At 57.5% G+C, this 21613-nt stretch carries 16 protein-coding genes; 9 read left to right on the forward strand and 7 right to left on the reverse strand.

Annotation, left to right across the window (positions count from 1 at the left end; translation table 11 throughout):
- Window positions 1-318: 318 nt before the first annotated feature.
- Together PVT68_RS15060 and PVT68_RS15065 are read right to left on the reverse strand one after the other, a co-directional pair.
- Window positions 319-3723, reverse strand: coding sequence for a LamG-like jellyroll fold domain-containing protein (locus PVT68_RS15060; protein WP_280319395.1), 3405 nt, complete (start codon window positions 3721-3723; stop codon window positions 319-321).
- 511 nt (window positions 3724-4234) lie between these two features.
- Window positions 4235-4705 (reverse strand): hypothetical protein, encoded by a 471-nt coding sequence (locus PVT68_RS15065; RefSeq protein WP_280319397.1) that lies wholly within the window; start codon window positions 4703-4705, stop codon window positions 4235-4237.
- Here PVT68_RS15065 and PVT68_RS15070 point away from each other — a divergent pair.
- Window positions 4691-7495, forward strand: coding sequence for a TonB-dependent receptor (locus PVT68_RS15070; protein WP_280319399.1), 2805 nt, complete (start codon window positions 4691-4693; stop codon window positions 7493-7495). The genes PVT68_RS15065 and PVT68_RS15070 overlap by 15 nt on opposite strands.
- Window positions 7496-7638: 143 nt before the next feature.
- Here PVT68_RS15070 and ettA read toward each other — a convergent pair whose 3' ends face one another.
- Window positions 7639-9303 carry an energy-dependent translational throttle protein EttA gene (ettA, locus tag PVT68_RS15075; RefSeq protein ID WP_280319401.1) on the reverse strand — a complete coding sequence of 555 codons (1665 nt, stop codon included), beginning with the start codon at window positions 9301-9303 and terminating at the stop codon, window positions 7639-7641.
- A gap of 438 nt (window positions 9304-9741) precedes the next feature.
- On the opposite strand from ettA, the gene PVT68_RS15080 reads away from it, so the two are divergent.
- The 4 genes from PVT68_RS15080 (at window position 9742) to fnr (ending at window position 14259) form a co-directional block, all read left to right on the forward strand.
- The gene (locus tag PVT68_RS15080) at window positions 9742-10845 is read left to right on the forward strand and encodes an enoyl-CoA hydratase/isomerase family protein (protein ID WP_280319403.1); all 1104 of its coding nucleotides are present in this window, start codon (window positions 9742-9744) and stop codon (window positions 10843-10845) included.
- A gap of 92 nt (window positions 10846-10937) precedes the next feature.
- Window positions 10938-11846, forward strand: a complete 909-nt coding sequence (gene mmsB, locus PVT68_RS15085; protein ID WP_280319405.1) for a 3-hydroxyisobutyrate dehydrogenase — start codon at window positions 10938-10940, stop codon at window positions 11844-11846.
- A 136-nt stretch (window positions 11847-11982) separates the two neighbouring features.
- On the forward strand, window positions 11983-13446 hold the full coding sequence (hemN, locus tag PVT68_RS15090) for an oxygen-independent coproporphyrinogen III oxidase (protein WP_280319407.1): 1464 nt from the start codon (window positions 11983-11985) through the stop codon (window positions 13444-13446).
- Between the two features lie 84 nt (window positions 13447-13530).
- Entirely contained in the window at window positions 13531-14259 is a 729-nt protein-coding gene (gene fnr, locus PVT68_RS15095; protein WP_280319410.1) for a fumarate/nitrate reduction transcriptional regulator Fnr, read from the forward strand.
- Between the two features lie 298 nt (window positions 14260-14557).
- Here the strand turns inward: fnr and PVT68_RS15100 are convergent, their stop codons facing one another.
- From PVT68_RS15100 to PVT68_RS15115, 4 genes are all read right to left on the reverse strand, one after another.
- Window positions 14558-14962, reverse strand: coding sequence for a hypothetical protein (locus tag PVT68_RS15100; protein ID WP_280319412.1), 405 nt, complete (start codon window positions 14960-14962; stop codon window positions 14558-14560).
- A 230-nt stretch (window positions 14963-15192) separates the two neighbouring features.
- Window positions 15193-15747, reverse strand: a complete 555-nt coding sequence (locus PVT68_RS15105) for a pyridoxamine 5'-phosphate oxidase family protein (protein WP_280319413.1) — start codon at window positions 15745-15747, stop codon at window positions 15193-15195.
- A gap of 15 nt (window positions 15748-15762) precedes the next feature.
- Window positions 15763-16275 carry a heme utilization cystosolic carrier protein HutX gene (gene hutX, locus PVT68_RS15110; RefSeq protein ID WP_280319415.1) on the reverse strand — a complete coding sequence of 171 codons (513 nt, stop codon included), beginning with the start codon at window positions 16273-16275 and terminating at the stop codon, window positions 15763-15765.
- Window positions 16276-16363: 88 nt separating this feature from the next.
- Window positions 16364-18421 (reverse strand): TonB-dependent hemoglobin/transferrin/lactoferrin family receptor, encoded by a 2058-nt coding sequence (locus PVT68_RS15115; protein WP_280319417.1) that lies wholly within the window; start codon window positions 18419-18421, stop codon window positions 16364-16366.
- 326 nt (window positions 18422-18747) lie between these two features.
- Between PVT68_RS15115 and PVT68_RS15120 the strand changes: the two genes are divergently transcribed.
- The 4 genes from PVT68_RS15120 (at window position 18748) to PVT68_RS15135 (ending at window position 21572) form a co-directional block, all read left to right on the forward strand.
- On the forward strand, window positions 18748-19446 hold the full coding sequence (locus tag PVT68_RS15120) for an energy transducer TonB (protein WP_280319419.1): 699 nt from the start codon (window positions 18748-18750) through the stop codon (window positions 19444-19446).
- Window positions 19447-19501: 55 nt separating this feature from the next.
- Window positions 19502-20212, forward strand: coding sequence for a MotA/TolQ/ExbB proton channel family protein (locus PVT68_RS15125; protein ID WP_280319421.1), 711 nt, complete (start codon window positions 19502-19504; stop codon window positions 20210-20212).
- Window positions 20209-20646 (forward strand): ExbD/TolR family protein, encoded by a 438-nt coding sequence (locus PVT68_RS15130; RefSeq protein ID WP_280319423.1) that lies wholly within the window; start codon window positions 20209-20211, stop codon window positions 20644-20646. The genes PVT68_RS15125 and PVT68_RS15130 overlap by 4 nt, the downstream gene beginning before the upstream one ends.
- A 71-nt stretch (window positions 20647-20717) precedes the next feature.
- Complete coding sequence (locus tag PVT68_RS15135) at window positions 20718-21572, forward strand: heme/hemin ABC transporter substrate-binding protein (protein WP_280319425.1); 855 nt, start codon at window positions 20718-20720, stop codon at window positions 21570-21572.
- The last annotated feature ends 41 nt before the right edge of the window (window positions 21573-21613 follow it).

Consider the following 21613-nt stretch of genomic DNA (forward strand, 5'->3'; position numbering starts at 1 on the left):
GAGGGCAATAAGACCGATCGGTAAAATATGGCGAAGCAAGGGTAACCGCATCCTGCGAGGGAAATTCATGGGGAGGCCATTGATCCTGTCTGTACCTTGCCACACTACTTAAACTGGTGGGTGTCGGCAATATTTCCAGGGCGCGCAGTCGGCTGGGGGAGACCATTGCGCAACTGAAGCGCGCGAGCGGGTCATCGAGCGGGCATATTGTTTATTGAATTTGCGTCTTTCGGGAAAAGCGTGCGAATAAAAAAGGGGGCAGCCATTGGCTGCCCCCTTCTTTGTTACGCAAATGTACGTTGTGTAAACCGCTGGATATTACTGGGCTCCAAGCAGTTCTGCTTCGTACAGCTCGAGCATGTCGTCCGCGGGGATTGCGTCCTCGTAGATTTTCAGCTCGTCGATCATGCCAGTGTAGGGGGTATCCCAGTAGTTCACACCCAGGGCAAAGTGGCTGGTGGTTGCAGCGCCAAAGATGTTCGGGAAGTTGTTACCGCTGAACTTCTCTTCACCGTTGATGAACACCTTCACTTCACCGCCGTTGACGCTGACGGCCACGTGGCTCCAGGCATCGGCGGGAATCTGCTCGCCGGTATTGGCGTCGTACCAGGCGGTACCGGACCACAACATGGTGTCATCGCCAAAGCCGTTCGGCAGCAGGCTGATCCAGCTGGAATCGGTGGCCCAGCCGAAGAAGCTGGTGGTGTAGGCGCTCAGTGCCGATGGGCTCAGCCACAGGCTGAAGGCATAGCTGTGATCTTCGATCAGGCTGTCTGGCAGTACCACACCGGACGCACCGTCGAATACCGCCGCCTGACCGATCACGCCTTCGGCGTAGGTGATGTTGCCACCGGATTCACCGATCTTGGGACCGACGATGGAACCACTGCCGAAGTTGCCGGTGCTGTCACTCAGGCCCTGCTCGAAGCTGTAGTGGGCTACCGGTTCCGGCAGGCCCGCAGCTTTCACAGTGGCGGTGAAGGTTTTCACTTCCTGGGCGCCGTTCAGGGATACGGTGGCGGTCAGGGTGACCTCCGCGTCTGTACCTTCCGGGCGGGTAACCACACCGGTGTCTCCAGATACGTTGATAGCCGCCGGATTGGAAGAGGTCCAGTTGATGGCCGCCGCGTAAGGACCGGTTACTGGCAGCTGCAGGTCTTCTGCCACCGCAGACAGATCGCCCAGGTCGAGAATGGCCGCGGCAGAAGCCAGTAGTTCGGCATCGGACTTGTTGTCGATGTCGAGGAATTTGACTTCTTCAGCACTCAGCGCCGCCTCGTAAATCTTCAGCTCGTCGATCATGCCGTTGTAGGGCAGGTCCCAGTAATTGACACCGAGGGCGAACTTGCCGGTGTTTCCGGTAAAGAAGTCGGCCACGTTACCTGCAGAGAACTTCTGTTCGCCGTTCAGGTAGACATTCACCAGACCTTTATTGACGGAGAATGCCATATGGGTCCAGGCACCTTCGGCAATGCGCTCACCGGCAGAGCCGTCGAACCAGGCTTCACTACCGCTCCACAACATGGTGTTGCCGTCCCAGCCCTGGGGCAGGAAGCTTACCCAGTTGGTGGAGAAGGGTAGGCCGGCGCCATCGATCTGCTCGTTCACCGCGCCGAAGAAGGCGGTAGTGAAACCGTTGATCACGGTGGGATTTGCCCAGAAGGACACCGTGTACTCATAGTTGTTGATCAAGCCTTCCGGCAGCAGTACGCCGTTGGTGCCATCCAGCTGCAGTGCCTGGCCTTCCTGCCCGGCGCCGTAGGCAATACTGCCGCTGTTAAAGATACGGTCGCCGGTGGCGGTGGCCGGATCGAAGCGGCCTGCTGCTTCCGTCAGATCATTTTCAAACGGGAACCAGGCGGTGCGGTTGTAAGTCTGGCGTTGCGGAATGGTGATATTGAACGTTTTGCTACTGGTGGTGCCGTTGAGTTCGATATCGGCAGTGACGGTGACCGTCTGATCGCCGCTACCTGCGTTCGGGCGTATCACAGTGCCATCGGGCTTGATGACCAGCTCGTTACTGCTGCTCCAGGTAATATCCGCCGCGCGCGTGCCGCGGGTGGGCAGGGTCAGGCTATTGTCGGCGGTGCTGGTGGGCAGGGACAGCGCATCGCCGATGTTGGCGAGTACTTCTGATTCCCCCAGGGTCTCCATCTTCTCACCCCAGATGGATTCGCCGCTGGCGGACACTGCGGTGAAGATGGGTACCAGTTTTTCTGCTTGCGCGTTCCACTGCCATTTGGCAACACCTTCGTACTCGAGAGTATCGCCGTCGATATTGAGCTTGAAGTGGATCTGGCTCGGATTTTCCACATCGTGCACGTAGCTGCCGTTCACTTCGCCGCGGATACGGCCGTAGTCATCCAGGGTGACATACAGGGTCGGCTTGGCGGTACGGTTGATGTCTTTGCCGTGATTGATCAGCTTGTAGGTGCCGTTCAGGTCGTTGCTGTCGACAATATTGTCGCCGTCGATGGGCGCATAGCGCTCGGGGGAAGCCACCAGCCAGCCATCGGCGTTTACGAACATCTCGTGAACCCTTACCGAGTGTTGTTCGCCGCGATTGGGGAAGCGGGTGTGGGTGATCAGCAGGTGTTTGCCGGTTTCCGCGTCGTAGTAGGCAGAGTTGTGGCCGGGAGCCAGGTACCCGCGGCTGGCTACGGTGTCGCCTACATCGGAAGCAAATTCAAAACCGCCCATCAGTTTCACACCGTAGGGGGCGATGCTGTCCCAGTTACCGCGAGCCACGGCCATATCGTTGCCGGCGGCATCCAGGAAGGGGCCGTCAGGGTTTCGTGAGCGGGCCACGCGGAGGTTGTAACCGTCGGTGGAAACGAAGCCGCCGAAGGACATAAACAGGTAGTAGTAGTCACTCTCCGGGCTGTACAGCATATAAGTGCCTTCGATGGCACTGTGATCTCCGCCGGTGAGGTGCTTGCCGTAGCCCTGGCCCGGGACTGGCTTACCGGTGGATTCATCCATTTCCAGAATAAAGATACCGCCGGAATAGGAGCCGTAGGTCATCCACAGCTTGCCGTTTTTATCGTAGAAAACGTCCGGGTCGATGGCGTTGGGGTGTACCCAGGCATTGTATTCGGTTTCAGTAAAGCCATCGGGCCCGTAGCCCGCGGCAATTTCTTCTGGGGTCATGCCAGAGCGCAGGAAGATACCCAGATCGGTGTAGGGACCTTCAATGGTGTCGGCAACCGCTACCCCGAGATAGGAGCGCGGGGCGTTACAGTCGCCGGCTTCGCTTGCTGGGTTGGCGCAGTGGTTGTAATAGAAGTAGTACTTGCCGTCGTTCAGTTTGATGACGTCGGATGCCCAGCTGCCCTGATGGCCGCCGACCCATTCCAGACCTTCGGAAATTTCACTGGCATAGGTGTTGAACAGGGGATTCGCGTCATTGACCTCGTCAGCGACCCGTGTCCAGCTCATCAGATCGGTGGACTTGGCCACAGACAGGTGAGAGCCGAAGACATAAAAGGTACCGTCGTCATCGCGGATTACCGATGGATCGTGTACGGCCATGTCGTTGTATTGAATGACTGCGGCATCGGCAGTCGGATCGCCCGCGTCCGCAACCTTGTCGCGCTCGGGGGCTAGAACGGTCGGTGGGTTATCGCCATCGAAATAGGTGTTTCCATTGTCAGAACAACCCGAAATGGCGGCGATGGCCGATGCAAGTAGTGCCAGATTCCTGGCTTTCGCTGTGGTCTTCATGGGTGGAATCCCTCTTTTTATTTATTATCTGGAGTTTTCTCTCCGCTATTTCCCGCCCGTCCACACTCAAACCGCAATGTGTAATAGGCCCGGGCACACAGGAGCAACGACCGGTGCTGCCCTCGGGGAGCGGTTATCTTGCCAATAGGTTATTGGTATTACAATAATATTTTGTGTGTTTGAGCGCTTTGGATGCGGATTCCCCTGTCAGTGGGCGTCTCTGCGCAGGCGTCTAAATCTACCTTTTGTGGGTGTTCAGGTGAAGTCTGTTGATTTTCTACGCGATTTTTGAGGAAATTTACGCCAATATTGCTAATAACCGTGTGATATGAGGGGCTGGAGCAAGAAATTCGGTAGAGCAAAAAATGGCCGAAGATGATTATCAGCCATCAACAAGCTGCGCACGGGTAAGCTGCAGCAGACCATTTAAACGGTCTTTAAAGTAATAAAGTATAACAAATACGTATTTTTCGCCGTTGACTGCGCAGAATATACTGGCTAGGATGCCAAATCATAATACAAATGTAGCTTGGGCCGGTTCACAGAGAGCCAGAGCGCCATGCTTCGATATATAAAGAATGAGCGAGCCCGCGACACAATGAGGCTTGCCTGAATAATAAAGAGAGATGATGAGGTTGATGCGATGATCGCGATGCGTTGCACTCCTGCGATCCCTGACACTGCTGGCCATGCAGTGATTAGTCTGCAATCTACCCTCAATATCGCCATATTCAATGGCGCTCTCCTGCCCGATTCCGAGATGGGTTTTGCGTTCGCTGAGCGCAATAAACCCGAATAGCCAGTGCCTGTTTGCGCCACCCTGGACCGTGGGTTGACGCAGAGACGGTCGGGCACTGGCTGGATTCCGCGTTGAAGTCTGGCGCGGCGGTTGGTGGTTTCCTTGTTTGAACACTGGATCCACTGCAACGGCAAACACAATAAAAAAACCCCAGATGGGAGAGATTACATGTTCAAGCGACACCTACTCAGCTCGTCTATAGCCATGGCCACCGTACTCGGCGGCATGAGTGGCATGGCGCTGGCGCAAAACTCCGAATTCGATGCGGAAGTCGACGATACCTCGGCGCTCGAAGAGGTGGTTGTTGTCGGCCTGCGCGCGAGTCTTGAAAAAGCGATTGATATCAAACGCGAAAAATTCCAGATCGTTGATTCCATCGTGGCGGAAGACATCGGTAAATTCCCCGACAACAACGTGGCCGAATCCCTGCAGCGGGTTACCGGGGTGCAGGTAACCGACCGCGGTGCCGGTGAGGTCAGTGGGGTGTCCATTCGCGGTTTGAATGACGTCACCACAACCGTCAATGGTCGCAACATCTTCACCGCCTCCGGTCGATATGTTGCGCTGCAGGACATTCCCGCCAGTCTGTTGGGGCAGGTGAATGTGTACAAAACCCGCTCGGCGGACCTGATTGCCAGTGGTATCGCCGGGCAGATCGATATTCAAACCCACCGCCCGTTTGACTTTGACGACAGCAAGTTTGTGGTCGTCAGTCGCGGTATCTACCAGGAGCAGGCGGATTCGGTGGACCCGAATATCAGCGCCCTGGCCAGTAACCGTTGGGAAACATCCGCCGGCGATTTCGGTGCCCTGGTAAACGTGTCCTATGCGCGTACCAACTTCCTGGATGAAGGCGCCAAAGCGGGTGCCGCGGTTCCGTTCCGTGCGCCTTCAGACCCGGATGCGCCGATGGAGCGCCTGTTCTCCGGATGGCAGGCGGGTACCGACCGCGGTCTGTCTTTCGCGGCGGGTTCCACTCTTGAAGACGGCACCGAGTACCTGCTGGGCCGCGATGCCATTATCCAGAATTCCTACTCCGGTGAGCGCGAGCGCCCCGCGGCCAATATCTCCCTGCAGTGGGCGCCGAACGATTCTTCCGAATATCTGTTTGAAACTTTCTATAACGGTTACCGTCAGGAAAGTGTCAACAACATGCTGCTCACCTACACCGATGCCTGGTGGGGGGTGGATCCGGCGGATCCGGTGGTTTTGTACGAAGGCACCAATATCGTCAAAGAGCGCTACGTCAACGAATCCAATGCGTTTACCAGTGGCGACTTCACCAAGGGTAAGACGGACAGCTTTGTCTACGCCCTCGGCGGCAAGTGGGACGTTACCGAGAACCTGCGCCTGGAATCCGAACTCGTTTACCAGAAAAGTACCTTTGAGAGCGAGTTCCTGGCCATGCAGACCAAGCGGCCAGACAACAGCATTCCGCGTATGTACGTCGACTTCAATAGCGGCAATGGTATTCCCGGGCTGACCTATCTGGATGATCCGGACACCGCCGATATCGACGAGAGCGATCTCACCAATCCTGCGCTGTGGCAGATGAGCAATCTGTACGACACACAGCTCGAGAATGAAGGGGATGCGAAGTCACTCACCTTTGATGGCGAATATTTCGTCGAGTGGGGCATTTTCGACAAGATTGAATTCGGCCTGCGCTATGACCGCCGCACCGCGGTAGAAAGCCTGTATACCCGCAGTGCCGGTATCGGTGAATGCGATACCTGTTCCTTCGACAATTACCCGGGACTGCTGACCTCAACCAATAATTTCTACGATGGTGAGTCCGATATGCCCGGAAGCTGGGCAGTGGTAGACGGTCGTTGGTTGTATGCGCACGGCGATGAAATTCGCCGGGCGTACAGTGATAGCCTGCTCACTTCGGATGAAATGGTATTGCCTGAGACATTTGCCGTCGATGAAACGCAGGTGGCCGTATATCTGCAGACTGAATTCTCTACGGAAATTGCCGGGCGCACCCTGGATGGTGAAGTGGGTATCCGCGTTCTGGATGTCGATACCGATATTGAGTTCCCGGATCAGTTCAATGTAGGTGAAGTAATTCTCGCGAATAACGCGGTCACCCGCTTTATGCCGAGCCTCATGGTGCGTTACCACCTGACCGAAGATCTGATCGCCCGTGCGAGCTACGGTGAAACCCTGCGCATGCCGAATTTTGTCGATCTCAACCCCAATATTACCTACCAGGCGGATGTAACCAACATCGGTTACGGACAAGCGAGTGGTGGTAACCCCGACCTGAGACCGACCGAATCCATAAACATCGATATCGCGCTGGAATACTATTTTGCTGATGCCAGCTCCATCCATGTAACCTGGTTCCAGCGTGATATCGAAGGGCTGGTTGCAGGTTTCCGCAAACGAATCAACGCGGACAACCCCAATGATGTGCCGGATATTGGCTTTTATGACTACATCCTGAGCCAACCAGACAATGCGTCGGGGGGTGTTCTGAAGGGCCTGGAACTGGGCATGACCTACTTCCCGGAAAGCCTGCCGGGCATTCTGGACGGTTTCGGGGTTCAGGCGAGTTACACCATTCTGGACTCAGGGCAGGACGTCCCGATTACGGATGAAGATGGCAATGTGATTGGCACCGACAAAATGTCGATGTTCGGGGTTTCCGATTCTTCCTACAGCGTGGTGTTGGCCTACGACAACTACGATCTGGATATGCGTCTCGCCTACGTTTGGCGTGAGGATTTCCTGTACGGCAATGAGGCCGCGTTGTTTGCCAACCCGCTGGGTATTTACCACAGCCCGGAAAACAGTCTGGACTTCCAGGCCAGTTACGACGTGACCGACGACCTGGTGATTACCTTCGATGGAACCAACCTGACCGAAGAAAAACAGCAGGAATACTATGAGTACGCCGACCTGTATAACTTCGGTAACTTCAAGTTCAGCCGTACCTTCGCACTGGGTGCGCGCTACTCATTCTGATTTCTGATCAGGTATCGTGACCCTTCTTGGGCAGCCTCCGGGCTGCCTTTTTTCGTTGTGTGGTCTTTGCGGAGCTGGAGCTCCGCGCTCCCGGCACAAAAAAGCCCGCGGTTGCGGGCTTTTTTGTTTTCATTGGAGGCTGATCAGGTCTTCAGCTTCTTGTACTGCATCCGGTGCGGGGTGGCATTTTCACCGTTGCGGGCCACGAAGTCCTCGTGGTACTCGGTGTAGTTGCCCTCAAAGAACACCACGTTGCTGTCGCCTTCGTAGGCCAGGATGTGGGTTGCCACTCGGTCGAGGAACCAGCGATCGTGCGAGATCACCATGGCGCAGCCGGGGAAGCTCAGCAGGGCTTCTTCCAGGGCGCGCAGGGTTTCGATATCCAGGTCGTTGGACGGTTCGTCCAGCAACAGTACGTTGGCGCCCTGCTTCAGGGTATAAGCGAGGTGCAGGCGACCGCGCTCACCACCGGAGAGTTCGCCCACACGTTTCTGCTGGTCGCTGCCTTTGAAGTTGAAGCGGCCGATATAGTTGCGCGAGCCCACTTCGTAGTTGTTGATCTTGAGCAGGTCGTGGCCATCGGAAATACATTCCCACACGGTTTTATTGTCGTCCAGGTTTTCGCGGCTCTGGTCGACGCTGGCGATCTGTACGGTTTCACCGATCTTGATCTCACCGGAATCCGGTTGCTCTTTGCCGTTGATCATACGGAACAGGGTGGACTTACCCGCGCCGTTGCCGCCGACGATACCGACGATGGCACCCTTGGGTACGCGGAACGACAGGTTTTCCACCAGTACGCGATCGCCGAAGCCTTTGCTCACGTTGTTCAGTTCGATCACATTGTCACCGAGGCGCTCGCCCGGCGGAATGTAGATCTCGTTGGTTTCGTTGCGGGCCTGGAATTCCTGGGACTGCATTTCTTCCAGGCGGGACAGGCGCGCCTTGTTCTTGGACTGGCGGCCTTTGGGGTTCTGGCGGGCCCATTCCAGTTCTTTCTGCATCGCCTTGGCGCGGGCCTGTTCGCCTTTCTGCTCCTGTTCCAGGCGTTTCTCTTTCTGTTCCAGCCAGGTGGTGTAGTTGCCTTCCCAGGGAATACCGTAACCGCGGTCCAGTTCCAGAATCCAGCCGGCCACATTGTCGAGGAAGTAGCGGTCGTGGGTAATGGCCACTACGGTGCCTTCGAAGTCGTGCAGGAAGCGCTCAAGCCAGAACACGGACTCGGCGTCCAGGTGGTTGGTCGGTTCGTCCAGCAGCAGCATATCCGGGCGGGAAAGCAGCAGGCGGCACAGGGCCACACGGCGCTTTTCACCACCGGACAGGTTGTTTACGTCTGCATCCCACGGCGGCAGGCGCAGGGCGTCGGCGGCCACTTCGAGACGGTGCTCAAGGTTGTGCGCATCCCAGGCCTGGATGATGTCTTCGAATTTCTGCTGTTTTTTGGCCAGGGCATCGAAGTCGGCATCGGGCTCGGCATAGTCTGCATACACCTGATCGAGGCCGGCGAGGGCGTCGATGGCTTCGCGCACCCCGTCTTCCACGTTGCCACGCACGTTTTTGCTCGGGTCCAGCTGCGGTTCCTGGGGCAGGTAGCCGACCTTGATACCCGGCATGGCGCGGGCTTCACCGTTATAGTCCTGATCCACTCCGGCCATGATACGCAGCAGGGTGGATTTACCGGCACCGTTCAGACCGAGAACGCCGATTTTGGCGCCAGGGAAGAAGGACAGGGAAATATCTTTCAGGATTTCACGCTTGGGCGGAACAACCTTGCCCACGCGGTTCATTGTGTATACGTATTCAGCCATTAGAGCATCATTCCAGTCGGTCAGAATTTGCGCGCAAGGTAGCAGTTTGTTGGAAAACTTCAACCTGCTGTTTTTGATTCGTCCTGCGGTGGTACTTGGAAAGTCCGGTAGCAGCGCCTTCGCATTGAGCACAGTCGTTTCAACTCCCGTATAGCTAAAAGGCTACGAAGCAATTTTCTTTAACGCTAAGGCGGAGTGGCGGGGGACAGTTTTCGAAAGCGTCGCAAACAGGGACGTTTGCGACGCAGCTTACAGGGATGTATGCACAGCGGTTTCGAAAACTGTCCCCCGGTGCTCTGCCGCCACAGCGCTTGCGAAAGTACGTACCACGAAACCCTCAGCAGCCCACGGAAGATCAATCAAAAGAAGAGGCAGGTAATGCCACCTTAGCCCTATCTATGGTTAACTTTGCCCCAAATAAGACAACCGGGAACCAGTATGACCCAGGAAACCCCCGTCATTGTTGAACGCCAGGGCGCCCTCGGCAAATTGACGCTTAATCTGCCCAAGGCCCTCAACGCGCTCAACCTCGACATGATCGACCAGATCGCCGCACAACTGGACGAATGGGAGCAGGATGACAGTCTCGCCTGTATCTGGATCGAAGGGGCGGGTGAGAAAGCGCTGTGTGCCGGTGGTGACGTGGTGGCACTGTATCGGGAGTCTGGCAGTTACCGGGAGCGGGGTGCCAGCCAGTTCGTTCAGGACTTTTTTACCCGTGAATACCGCCTGGACTATCGCATTCACACCTACCCCAAACCCATCGTCGTCTGGGGTAGTGGCATCGTTATGGGCGGTGGTATCGGCATTATGAGTGGTGCCAGTCATCGTATTGTTACGGAAACCACTCGCATGGCCATGCCGGAAATTACCATCGGCCTGTTTCCCGATGTCGGCGGCGGCTGGTTTCTGAATCGGATGCCCGGCCGTACCGGCCTGTTTCTCGGGCTTACTGGTGCCCAGTTTAACGGTACCGATGCGCTCTACTGTGGCATGGCCGACAGACTGCTGCCGGCGGCCGGTAAAGACGCGCTGATCGCCGGTCTGGCAGCGCTCGATTTCACCGGGGATCCACAGCGCAACCAGGTGCTGGTGAGCAAAGAGATCCAGTCCCGGGAAATGTCCCCCAGCGAACAGCCGGCACCGAACCTTCGCACCCACTACGACGTCATCCAGGAACTGACCGACGGCGCCACCCTGTCGGAGGTGTATCAGGCCATCATCAATTATCGAGGTGAGGATAAATGGCTGCAGCGGGCGGCGGCCACGCTTGCGGCTGGTTGTCCGCTTACCGCCGGGATTGTTTGGGAGCAGCTGCGCCGGGCGCGGCACATGTCGCTGGCTGATGTACTGCGCATGGAGCTGGCATTGGCGGTGAATTTGTGCAGCAATGGTCAGGTAAAAGAAGGCGTGCGTGCGCTGCTGATCGACAAGGATCGCGATCCGCAGTGGCAACCGGCAACGCTGGAGGCCGTGACACCCGAGCAGGTGATGGCCTGTTTCGCCCAGCCCTGGGGTGAGAGCCCGCTGGCGGATCTGTAATATCCTGATCATCAATGGATGGTAATTCAGGTGATAGTAACCAGACATCAGAACTCAGGAATCAAAAAATAATAATTAAGGGAATGGAAAAAATGGAAAAGCCACAGAGGATTGCCTTTATCGGCCTTGGCAACATGGGGGGACCGATGGCCGCGAATCTGGTGAAACAGGGGTTTGCGGTCACCGCGTTTGATCTGTCCCCGGTAATGCTGGAAAAGGCACAGGCCAATGGCTGCAGCAAAGCCGAAAGCGCGCATGCTGCGATTGAAGGGGCTGACGTTGTCATTTCCATGTTGCCCAGTGGCGAGGCGGTGCGTGCGCTGTATCTGGGAGTGCACGGTCTGTTGCAGGCGATGAATCCGCCAACCCTGCTGATCGACTGTTCCACCATCGCCGCCAACGATGCCCGCCAGATCATTGCCGCGGCCAGTGAGCGCGGAATCGATGCACTGGATGCGCCGGTATCCGGTGGCACTGCTGCCGCGGCGGCCGGTACCCTGTCGTTTATGTGCGGTGGTGCGGAACACGCGTTGCAGCGGGCGCGGCCAGTGCTGGCGGCGATGGGGGCGAATATGTTTCACGCCGGACCTGCGGGCAGCGGGCAGGTGGCTAAAATCTGCAACAACATGCTGCTTGCGGTGCAAATGATTGGCACCGCCGAGGCGCTGCAACTGGGCGTCGATAACGGTCTTGATCCACGGGTGCTGTCCGAAATCATGGGTGCGAGCTCTGGCGGCAACTGGTCGCTGGAAAAGTACAATCCCTACCCGGGCGTCATGGAAAATGTGCCTGCGGCGCAGCATTATGAGGGCGGTTTTTCCGTGGCGCTGATGCTGAAAGACCTCGGACTTGCCATGGATACCGCAGCCGGCAGCGCCTCGTCCACACCGCTGGGAGCGCTGGCGAAAAACCTGTATCAGCTGCACGGCGGCGACCCGCTCAATCGCGCTCTGGACTTCTCCAGTATCCAGAACCTGTTCCGGCGCCCGGCGGGGGACTGAGCAGTACTGAAACCCCTGCACTTCCCGGTTCTAACCCGCCGGCGGTTGATCTGGATCAAGCGTCGGCGAACCGCCCCCGGGTACCTTTGCGCGATCCGTCCCACCCGAAGATGATCAGGATCCCAGGTTCCCGCCCATGGCCGAGAATTGCACCGATAGCACCTTATCCTCCCACGAAATTCAGCAGGACCGGCCGGCCTCCTCGCCTACTACATTGCCGCTTTCACCGGAACTTCTGGCGCGCTATGCCGGGCCCTGTCCACGCTATACCTCTTACCCCACCGCGGACCGCTTCGCGCCACTGGCTGTGGATGAAAGTAGCGGTGCTGTTGCCGGCGCAGAAAGACCCTGGGATGCACTGAACAGTGTGCGCTCTCTGTCCCTGTATGTGCATATCCCGTTCTGTCATTCCCTGTGTTATTTCTGTGCCTGTAACAAGGTTATTACTCACCAGTACGGCCTCGCCTCGAGCTATCTCGATCATCTGCTCAAAGAAGCCCAGTGGTACCGCGAGCGCGTCGCTCCGGTGCCGGTGACACAACTGCATCTGGGCGGTGGCACGCCCACCTTTCTGAATGACCGCGATCTGACCCGGTTGATGGTGGGGTTGGGGGACGTGTTCGAGTTGCGCAGTGGTGACGATGTGGAGTACAGCATCGAGGCCGATCCCCGGGTGCTGGAGCTGGAAACTCTGGATACCTTGCGCAACCTTGGGTTCAACCGCCTGAGTATGGGAATCCAGGATTTCAATCCTGATGTGCAGCGGGCAATCAACCGGATCTGTACCCCGCAGCAGGTGCGTACTCTCACCGAGGCCGCGCGCGAGCGCGGATTTGGCTCCATCTCTTACGATCTGATCCACGGGTTGCCGGGGCAGAGCGTGGCGAGCCTGGAGCGTACCATCGATACCGTGCTGGAGCTGGCGCCGGATCGCATTGCCCTGTACCACTACGCGCACCTGCCCCACCGCTTCAAGGCGCAGCGCCTGATCGATTCCGATCTGATGCCGCCGCCGTCAGAAAAAATTGCCATGCAGTTGGCCGCCAGCCGCCGTCTCACCGAGGCCGGCTACGTCTTTCTCGGCATGGATCACTTCGCGCGCCCCGATGACCCCATGGCCATCGCCGCAGCGGAGGGGCGTTTGGCGCGCAACTTCCAGGGCTACACCCTGATGCCGGCCGATGCGCTGGTGGGACTCGGGGCCTCGGCTATCAGCTATAGCGCCGATGGCTACTGGCAGAACCAGCACAACCAGAAGGAATACACCACAGCCATTGCCGCCCGCGGCCAGGCTATTTTCCGCGGCTGGCAATTGACGGACGACGACCGGCTGCGGCAGGGACTGATCATGGAATTGATGTGTCATCTGCGTATCGACAAGAGGGAGCTGGAGCGGAAAACCGGCGCGCCGTTTGCAGGTTATTTCCATCGGGAGCTAGCGCGATTGCAGCCCATGTTTGAGGATGGCCTGCTGGGACAGAGTGACCGCGACCTCTACGTCACCGAGCGTGGACGCTGGTTCCTGCGTAACGCCGCCGCTGCTTTTGACACTTACCTGCATGAGGCGCAAACTGACGCGCAATATTCGCGTGTGCTCTAGCCTCTGGAAAAGCCTCAGGAAAGGGATAAAATCCCGATCAAGGTGAGAATCTCTGAGCTTTGTTTCGGGAAAATGGACGTAATTATGGGAAAACTTTCCACTGCCGTCAGCTGTGGTAATTGCTCGGTCAAAAGGCTGTGCCTGCCTGTGGGCCTGAGTGAGGAAGATATCCAGCGTCTGGAGCATGTGACGCGCAAGAAAAAAATCCTCAAGACCGGCGAGCCACTATTTCGCGCCGGCGACCCCTTTTCCAATCTTTATGCCATTCGTTCCGGCAGTTTCAAGTCGGCGGTGATCGGTGCCGATGGCGACACCCAGGTGACTCACTTTGCGCTTCCAGGGGAGTTGTTGGGGCTGGATGCCTACAGCAGCGGCGCGCACCCCGGTTACGCTGAAGCGCTGGAAGAGAGCAGTGTTTGTGTGCTGCCGTTTACCCAGCTCGAAAGCCTTGCCCAGCAAGTGCCCGCCCTGCAGAAGCAGATCTACAGCATCTTTTCCGAAGAACTGAAACAGGAAAATGAGGCCCTGTTGCTATTGGGCAAGCGCTCTGCAGAAAGTCGCCTTGCGGCGCTGCTGATCAATATCTCAAGCCGCTATGCGCGGCGGGGTTATTCCGCCAGTGAATTTCTGCTGACCATGCCGCGTATGGATATTGCCAACTACCTGGGGTTGACTGCAGAAACCGTCAGCCGGCTGATTTCCCGTTTTCAAAAACAGGGCCTGATTCGTGTACGGGGCCGTGCAATCACCATTCTGGATTTGATCGCTCTCAGCGAGTTGGCGGGCACCCACTGCAGTTACGAAGGTAGCTGATTTCAATGGCGCCAGGCTGCGTGCCTTCGTCTGACACGCTTCGCCGGGTAACTGGCGAGTGCGGGTGCCGGGTCAACGAGGTTTTCGCAGAGCGTCTGGTATAGGCGCTTTACTCCATTATGAAAGTGTACGCTTTCCTTCTCGCGCAGTTCCACTTTATACACGGCTCTATTCTGGTATGGCTCAGGTGTCGAAGCTTGATATGGATCAAGCCGCAGTAACACGATGCTGCGGCCAGCGCCAAAAAAGAAGGTGTACTGGCGTCGCACGCCAGCTGGGGGAAGGGTGGGTAACCAAGTTAGAAGTAATAGTCCTGCAGATCGATTTTTTCCCAGTCGTATATGAGCTGTGAGCCATCCGCCGTCACCAGGCTCACCTTTTCCGCCACCAGGCACTCAGACCACTCCACCTTGTTCATATCCACCATTTCTGCGCCGCCCTGCACCTTTATCATGGAATCCTGCCATGCCTGGTGACAGTAGCGCGGTATCTCGCCCTGAATTACCAGCTTCTGGCCAATGTAGTGCCCGTAATTCAGTTGCGGCATACGGTTGAGGTGGTAATGCTCCTCTTCCCCCAGCAGGTAGAACTTGCCGTTTTCTTCCACCAGGGTGCCGATGGCGGTGAGGCTCTGCTGCGCCGGGTTGGCGGAGCAGGCGGAGAGGAAAAGCAGGGGGAGCAGTAAGCTCTTTCGTGAAGACATCATTGTTACTCTTTGGTTATTTGTTACCAAAATAGCAAGTGAGGATTGCAGAAGCATTTCAGTTTGGTTGCAGGAGAGCGGCGGCGTGCTGGGAACGCTGGAATGAACGTTCGCAAGGGAGACTTCCCCACTCTGTTGGCGTCGGCAGGGTGGGGTTGGAAGACTCAGCCAGAATACTTGGCCAGACAGTGCTGGCGGAAAACCTGGCTGAAAACTGAATCCGAAGGGGTTCAGGCTGCGTCGATTTTCTTTTCCTTGTGGCCATCTTTCAGGTGCAGGGCTACCTGTTTCTCCAGACCTTCCAGTGCGTAGGCCTGGCCGAAGCCTTTGACATAGCGTCCGGCGCTGGGCTTTAGCTCAAACAGGTGGAAGTCTTCCAGTCCTTTCAGGTGATCCATCACCGGTCCGAACTTCTCCCGCAGTTGTTCAATGCGCTCCTGCCAAAGAGGCGCCTCACGGCCGATCAGGCCCGCCTCAACATTGAACGTCACCCGCAAACGCGCAAACGCCTGCTTGGTATCCGCTTCATCTGCATTAAATATCACAGAAGCCTTACGGTTCGCTTTCAGGTTGGCCGCATGCTCGGAAAGATCGGAAATAAAGAGGTAAAAGTTGCCATCTGCGGCCAGAAATGGCGCGGTGCTCGCATGTGGATGCCCGCCAGCGGCCAGGCTCGCCAGGTTCAGCAGCTTGCGGCTGGCGATGAAATCGCGCACCTCGGCCACCAGGTCGGCACCGTCGTTGGTTTTGGGATTCTGGGTTTGAAGTTTGTTCTGTTCTGTCATGATCCAATTCCCCCGTTAGGAATTCTTAGCGCCGGCACCTGCCAGCTGCTGTTTCAATGCTTTAAATCGCTCGATCTGATCCGGAATTAGCTTGCGCTCTGCATCCCGGCCCAGAAATACCTTGAATACACAGTTACCGCTGGGCGCCAGGAAAACCATGGAGTGACTTTCGGCGCCGCGGTGGGGTTTGCTCACAAAAGCCACTTCAGTTAGGCCGTCAACCAGCAGGTGGCCGTGGAAAGGGTTTTTGTGGTGCATAAAGTTGTAGTACCCGTGGGCAATGCTGCCTTTGGGGAATTCCCCCTTGAACTCGAATACCGATCCCTCGTTCTGCACGATGGTGGTGACCTTGCCCCAGCTGGGTAGCTCTTCAATCAGCTGCCACACGGCGTCGCTGGCGGCGAGCGAGGCCATCTCGGATGGCAGGTTGGCAATGATTTCACGCACACTGGTGTCGAGTTGTTGCGCCATTTGTTCCAGGGTAAAACCGGATTCACTGGCCAGCAGTTCCTGTACTTTTTCCTGCATAAGCAATACCAAAAATTTTTTCCCGTTTATCACAGAAGTCGCCGAAGCAATGGTTACCACTGCTTCGGCGGTTACTTAAATTTTCAGATCAAAAACGGTAGCTCGCAGACAGTTTAATGTTGCGCCCGGGCATATACAGTTCCTGGAAGGCGACCCGGTATTCCTCGTCTGCCAGGTTGTCCAGGGCCAGGCCCAATTTCAGGCCGTTCAGGTTGCCAGTGGCGGGTTCCCAGGTCACGTAGGCATCGGCCAGGGTGTAGCTGTCGTACTCGCGGGTTTCTTCAGCCGGCAATTGATCCTGGGCGGAGACCACCGAGGTGCGCAGGCCGGTTTTCAGGTCGCGCTGCAGGAAGTAGTAGCCCAGGTCCAGTACGAATTTGTCGGCGGGGATACTGCTCAGGTAGCTGTCATCGGACAGGTCCTTGCCTTCCGTCTGGCCGTAGCTTGCGCCCACTTCCAGGTCGTTGACCAGGTAATTCGCGCTCAATTCGAAGCCTTTCAGTTCTGCTTCATCCACGTTCAGGTAGGTGGTGTTCATGGGGAAGCCGAACATAAAGTGCGGATTGATCACTACCTGCTCGATAAAGTTGTCGACCCTGTTGCGGAACACCGTGGCGCTGGCGGTGAGCTGGTCGCTATCGGTGGCGAGGCCGCTGAATGCGACGTCGGCACGCAGTTCGGCGTTTTGAGCTTCTTCCGCTTTCAGGTCCGGATTGGGAATAAAGGTGTTGGCGAGAAAACCCATACCCATAAAACTGAAGTCGCCGTAGGCATAGTGAGTGCCCTGGGTGTACATCTCTTCAACACCGGGTGCGCGGAAGGCCTTGGCGTAGCTGGCACTCAGGTTCAGCCATTCGGTGGCTTTTACCGACGCGGCGATGGCCGGGGAGACCGCGGTGTCTTCGCGGGTGGAGTCCACCAGTTGCTGGCTGTTGGCTTCAAAACGGTCGTAGCGTACGCCCGGGGTCAGGGTGAAGGCGTCGGCAAAGGTGAAGGCGGCCTGGGCGTAAAGGCCGAGTACGTCGGTGTCCGCGTTCAGGTTTTGTGGGCGATTGTCGCCATCGCGGACGGTGGTCACCTCATCTTGGTACCAGTCGAGGCCGTAGACCCACTGGGCGCCGAGGCCGTCGGTGGCATTGGTGATGGCAATCCCGGTAGTGGAGACTTCGGTGTTGTCGTTTTGGCCGGTCTCACCTTGAGTCGGGCGGAACTCTTCGAATTGGGTGTCGTTGCGGAAAATCGTGAGCCTGGAAGTGTGTTTGCCTTCCAGCGCTTGCACCCAGTAGTTGGCGGTCACGTTCTGGTCGGTGATGTCGCGCTCCACCAGTGGAGAGCTGGTGCCGACATTGGCGTTGGGGTTGGAGGGAACGCCTTCTTCCCGGTTGTTGTGGCGGAGAGAGAGATCGACGCGCTGATTGTCGCTGATGTTGAAGCCGCCACGGGCGAGCAGGGCGGTGTTTTCGCTGGCGCTGTTTTCCAGTTCTTCGCCGCCACCGATTTCCACATTGTCGTGATCGGAAACAGAGCCGTTTACCAGGTAATCAAACTCGCCGGACACGCCGTAAATCGCGGCGGTGGTTTCACTGGAGCTACCGTTGCTGCCAAGTTCCTGCTTCAGGTAGCCACCCACAGCGTCGCCGCTTTTCAGCAGGTCCGCGGCGCTCTTGGTGGACATGGCCACCACACCGCCGATGGCGCCGGAGCCCCACAGGCTGGAGGCGGGGCCTTTTTTTACTTCTACCTGTTTCAGCAGTTCCGGGTCCAGCTGGTAGGTGCCGCGGTGGCCAGAATTGAAATTCTGGCGGGCGCCGTCGATGGTTTGCAGTACGCGCACGCCGGAGAGACCGCGGATATTCGGTGCCTGGTTGGAGTAGCGGGGGCCGCCTTCAACCTGGATGTTGGGTTCGTATTTCAGCGCCTGGGCGATGGATTCCGGCTGCTGCTCTTCCAGCTGTGTCCGCTCCACAACCACGGTGGTGGCGTCCTTTTCTTTGGTGGCGGGATTTCGGTCCGCGGCGACAACCACTTCACCGAACTGGATCACCGGTTGTTCGCCGTTATCAGTCTGTGCCATCAGGTTGCTGGTACCCAGTACCAGTATTGCTGCTGCGAGCGGATGAAATTTCAGAGTCTTGAATTGGCCCATGACGGTGCCCCCTTTTTTTGATTCCCATGTGGTTATCCGTATTGCCGGCATTTTTTTGGCCGCTTGGTACGATTGCGCCGAATACTAGTGGTTGTTAATAGTTATGTAAATGCAAACTATTATCATTTGATATTGGTTCTGCAAGTTGCTAGTCTTCGCTCTGTTCACAAGTAACTGGGACGCCTGTGTCTGTTTCGGCTTGCGGAAATGAAATGGGCTTGAATCGGAACGGAAGCGGGATGGCGATTAGCGGTGCTGCGGCGCGGCACTGAGGCGGGTGTCTTGCCAGAAATTCAATAAATTAAAAATACGGGGAAAACTTCAGCGTGAACTTGCGCCTGACAGTGATGGTGATCTGCTCGCTCGCCTTGCACGGGTGGCTGCTGTGGGCTGCGCCGGCACCGGCAGTGACGGCACCTTCCGGGTCGGTAGCGCTGAAGTTGGGGCAGTTAAAACTTGCGGCGCAGCCGCCCGAAGTACAGCCCGAGACGGCCGTGCAAGCGACAGCGATAGAGCCTGTTAAACCAGAGCCCGTTAAAAAAATCGAGCCGTCAAAGCCCAAAAAGAAAACGCCGGAACAAGTACAACCGGTGGGGCAGGTGCCAGTACAACCGATTGTCCAACCCGTTGATCAGCCGGACGTCGCGCCACTGCCGGGAGCAGAAACGCCATCAGCGTCCGCGGCCGCGGTGAATACCCAGGTTGCTACTGCTCCGCAGAGTCGCCAGCAAAGTGTGGGGGATGAGCCGGTATTGGTGGAGCGCCCCGCATTCGCCCGTCCGCCCGCAGCGCCGGTGTACCCGGAACTGGCGCGACAGCGCCGGCAGCAGGGCACCGTGATCGTAGAGGTGCGGCTGGACCGCAATGGCGCTCAGGTGATTCGGCGGTTGTTGCAGTCCTCCGGGGTAGACAGTCTCGATGAGGCGGCGCTGCAGGCCGTGGAGTCCTGGCATTTTCTGCCCTACAAGGAAAACGGGCGCGCGCGCCTGTCTCGAGTGCGCCTGCCCATCCGGTTTTCGCTGTAACCGGTGGCGATAATTTATCGTGCGGCTACGACCGTACCCGACCATTGAGTGAAATATGTTCGAGCATCAAACCTGGTCAGAATTTTTCGCCCAGCTGGGGCCCATGGGCTGGCCACTGCTGGTTGTTTCTGCGGCGGCCCTGGCGCTGCTGGGAGAGCGCTTGTGGTTCTTGTTGATTACCGGCCATCGCGGTATCAGCGGTTCTTTCAAGCGGCTGCAGTGCACCGCTCAATCCGGTTTGGATCAGCTGGCACAGCAATGTGAAGGTGAGCGCGCGCTCGCCAGCCGCGCCACCGCACTGCTGCTGCAGCACCGCAATACAGAAAAAAAACAGCGCGAAGAGGTGGCGGCCGTCTGGCTTCAGGAGCAGCGCCGCCAGCTGCACAGCGGTCTGCGTCTGTTGATGGTCATTGGCATTATCAGCCCACTGCTGGGCTTGCTGGGTACGGTGCTGGGATTGATCGGCATGTTTGCCGGGCTCTCCGGCAGCCATGAGGCGGTGACCCCGGCGCTGTTGGCGGACGGCCTGGGAATGGCCATGAGCACCACCGCTGCGGGCCTGATTGTCGCGCTGCCGGCCATTGCCGGTGCGCACCTGCTGGCGATCTGGAGCGACCGCACCGTGGCAGATCTGGAGCACCTGTTTAACCGCGGCAGTCTCTGGCTGGAGGGGCTGGACCCCTGCGCCTGCAAACGGGTGCTGGCGGCGAGGGAAAAAGGGCGCAACCCGACATCAAATTGCGATCTGGCGGTACCCGCAGCGTGATCAATATCAACCCGCCCAACAGACGAGAATTTTCGCTGGCCAATCTGGCGCCGGATCTGACTCCGTTGCTGGATATCATTTTTATCGTGCTGGTATTCCTGCTGTTGACCGCGAATATGCGCCTGACTTCCCTGCCGATGGACCTGCCGGCCAGTGAGCACACAGCCGCGGCCATGCCGTCTGACCCGCTGACCGTTTCCCTGTCCAATCGCGGCCCCGACCTGTGGGGTATCGATGATCGTGGCTACAGTAATCAGGGTGAGTTTGAGCAGGCGCTGATGGCCGCACTGCTGGCCAATCCCCAACGCCCGGTGGCCCTGGCCAGTGATCGCAATGTGCCGGTGCAGCGGATGCTGGATCTGCTTGCACTGTTGCAGAAAGAGGGCGTAGACGTGGCGGAGATCGCATTGCAGCCGGACTCAGCGAATCAATAACCAAGTAACAAATTTTATTTGTGCATTTTTTGTTTTTCATTTTTGCGAACGTTATCGACGGGATTCGAACCATGAAAACCCTGGCTAAAAAATTGGCGGCAATGGCTTCCACTGCAGTTTTAGTACTGACGTTTGGTAATAGCTGGGCGGCTGCTCCCGAACGGGTAATCAGTGCCGGCCACTCCATTACTGAGCTGGTGTTGGCACTCGGTGGCGGTGACAGCCTGATCGCGGTGGACTCCTCCACCCGGTTGCCGGCGGATTTCCCAAAAGTGCCTGTGGTGGGGTATTACCGCCAGTTGCCGGTGGAGGGGTTGTTGGCGCAGAACCCACAATTGTTGGTGGGGGGGGATCATATGGGGCCGGCAAACACCCTGCAGTTGCTGAAGGATTCCGGCGTGGCGGTGCTGCAGTTGTCGGAGGCGGAAAATGGTGAGCAGTTGCTGGCCAACATCGACCGCCTTTCTGGTGTGCTGGGAAAGCCTGCGGCAGAACTGAGCAAGCTGGTCGTCGCACAACTGCGCGCGCTAAAGCGTGCCCGTGCAACGCTGTCGACGCCGCCGCGCATTCTGTTTGTGCGTGCCCAGCAGGGGCGTGGAGTAAAAGCGGCCGGCACCGGTACCAGCCCTGACAGCCTGATTCGCCTTGCCGGGGGCGTGAACGCGGTGGATTTTTCCGGCTATAAACAGTTGTCGGATGAGGCGTTGCTGCAGCTGCGCCCGGACTGGATTCTGTTTTCCAATGATCAGGCGGAACAGTTGCGTGGTGGTGCGGCGCTGCTGGAGTGGCAGCCGCTACTGAAGCTGACCCCGGCCGGCAAAAAACAGGCGTTTTACTCCGTAGATGGCTATGCCCTGTTGGGTGGCATCGGCCTTGCGAGCCTGAGTGAAGCGAAAAAACTGAACGAAAAATTTGCAGGTAAGTAAGCCGGGGAGTGGCAGCTTGCCACCTCTATTCGAATAGATCA

It is taken from the genome of Microbulbifer bruguierae, assembly GCF_029869925.1.
In the GTDB taxonomy this organism is placed as follows: domain Bacteria; phylum Pseudomonadota; class Gammaproteobacteria; order Pseudomonadales; family Cellvibrionaceae; genus Microbulbifer; species Microbulbifer bruguierae.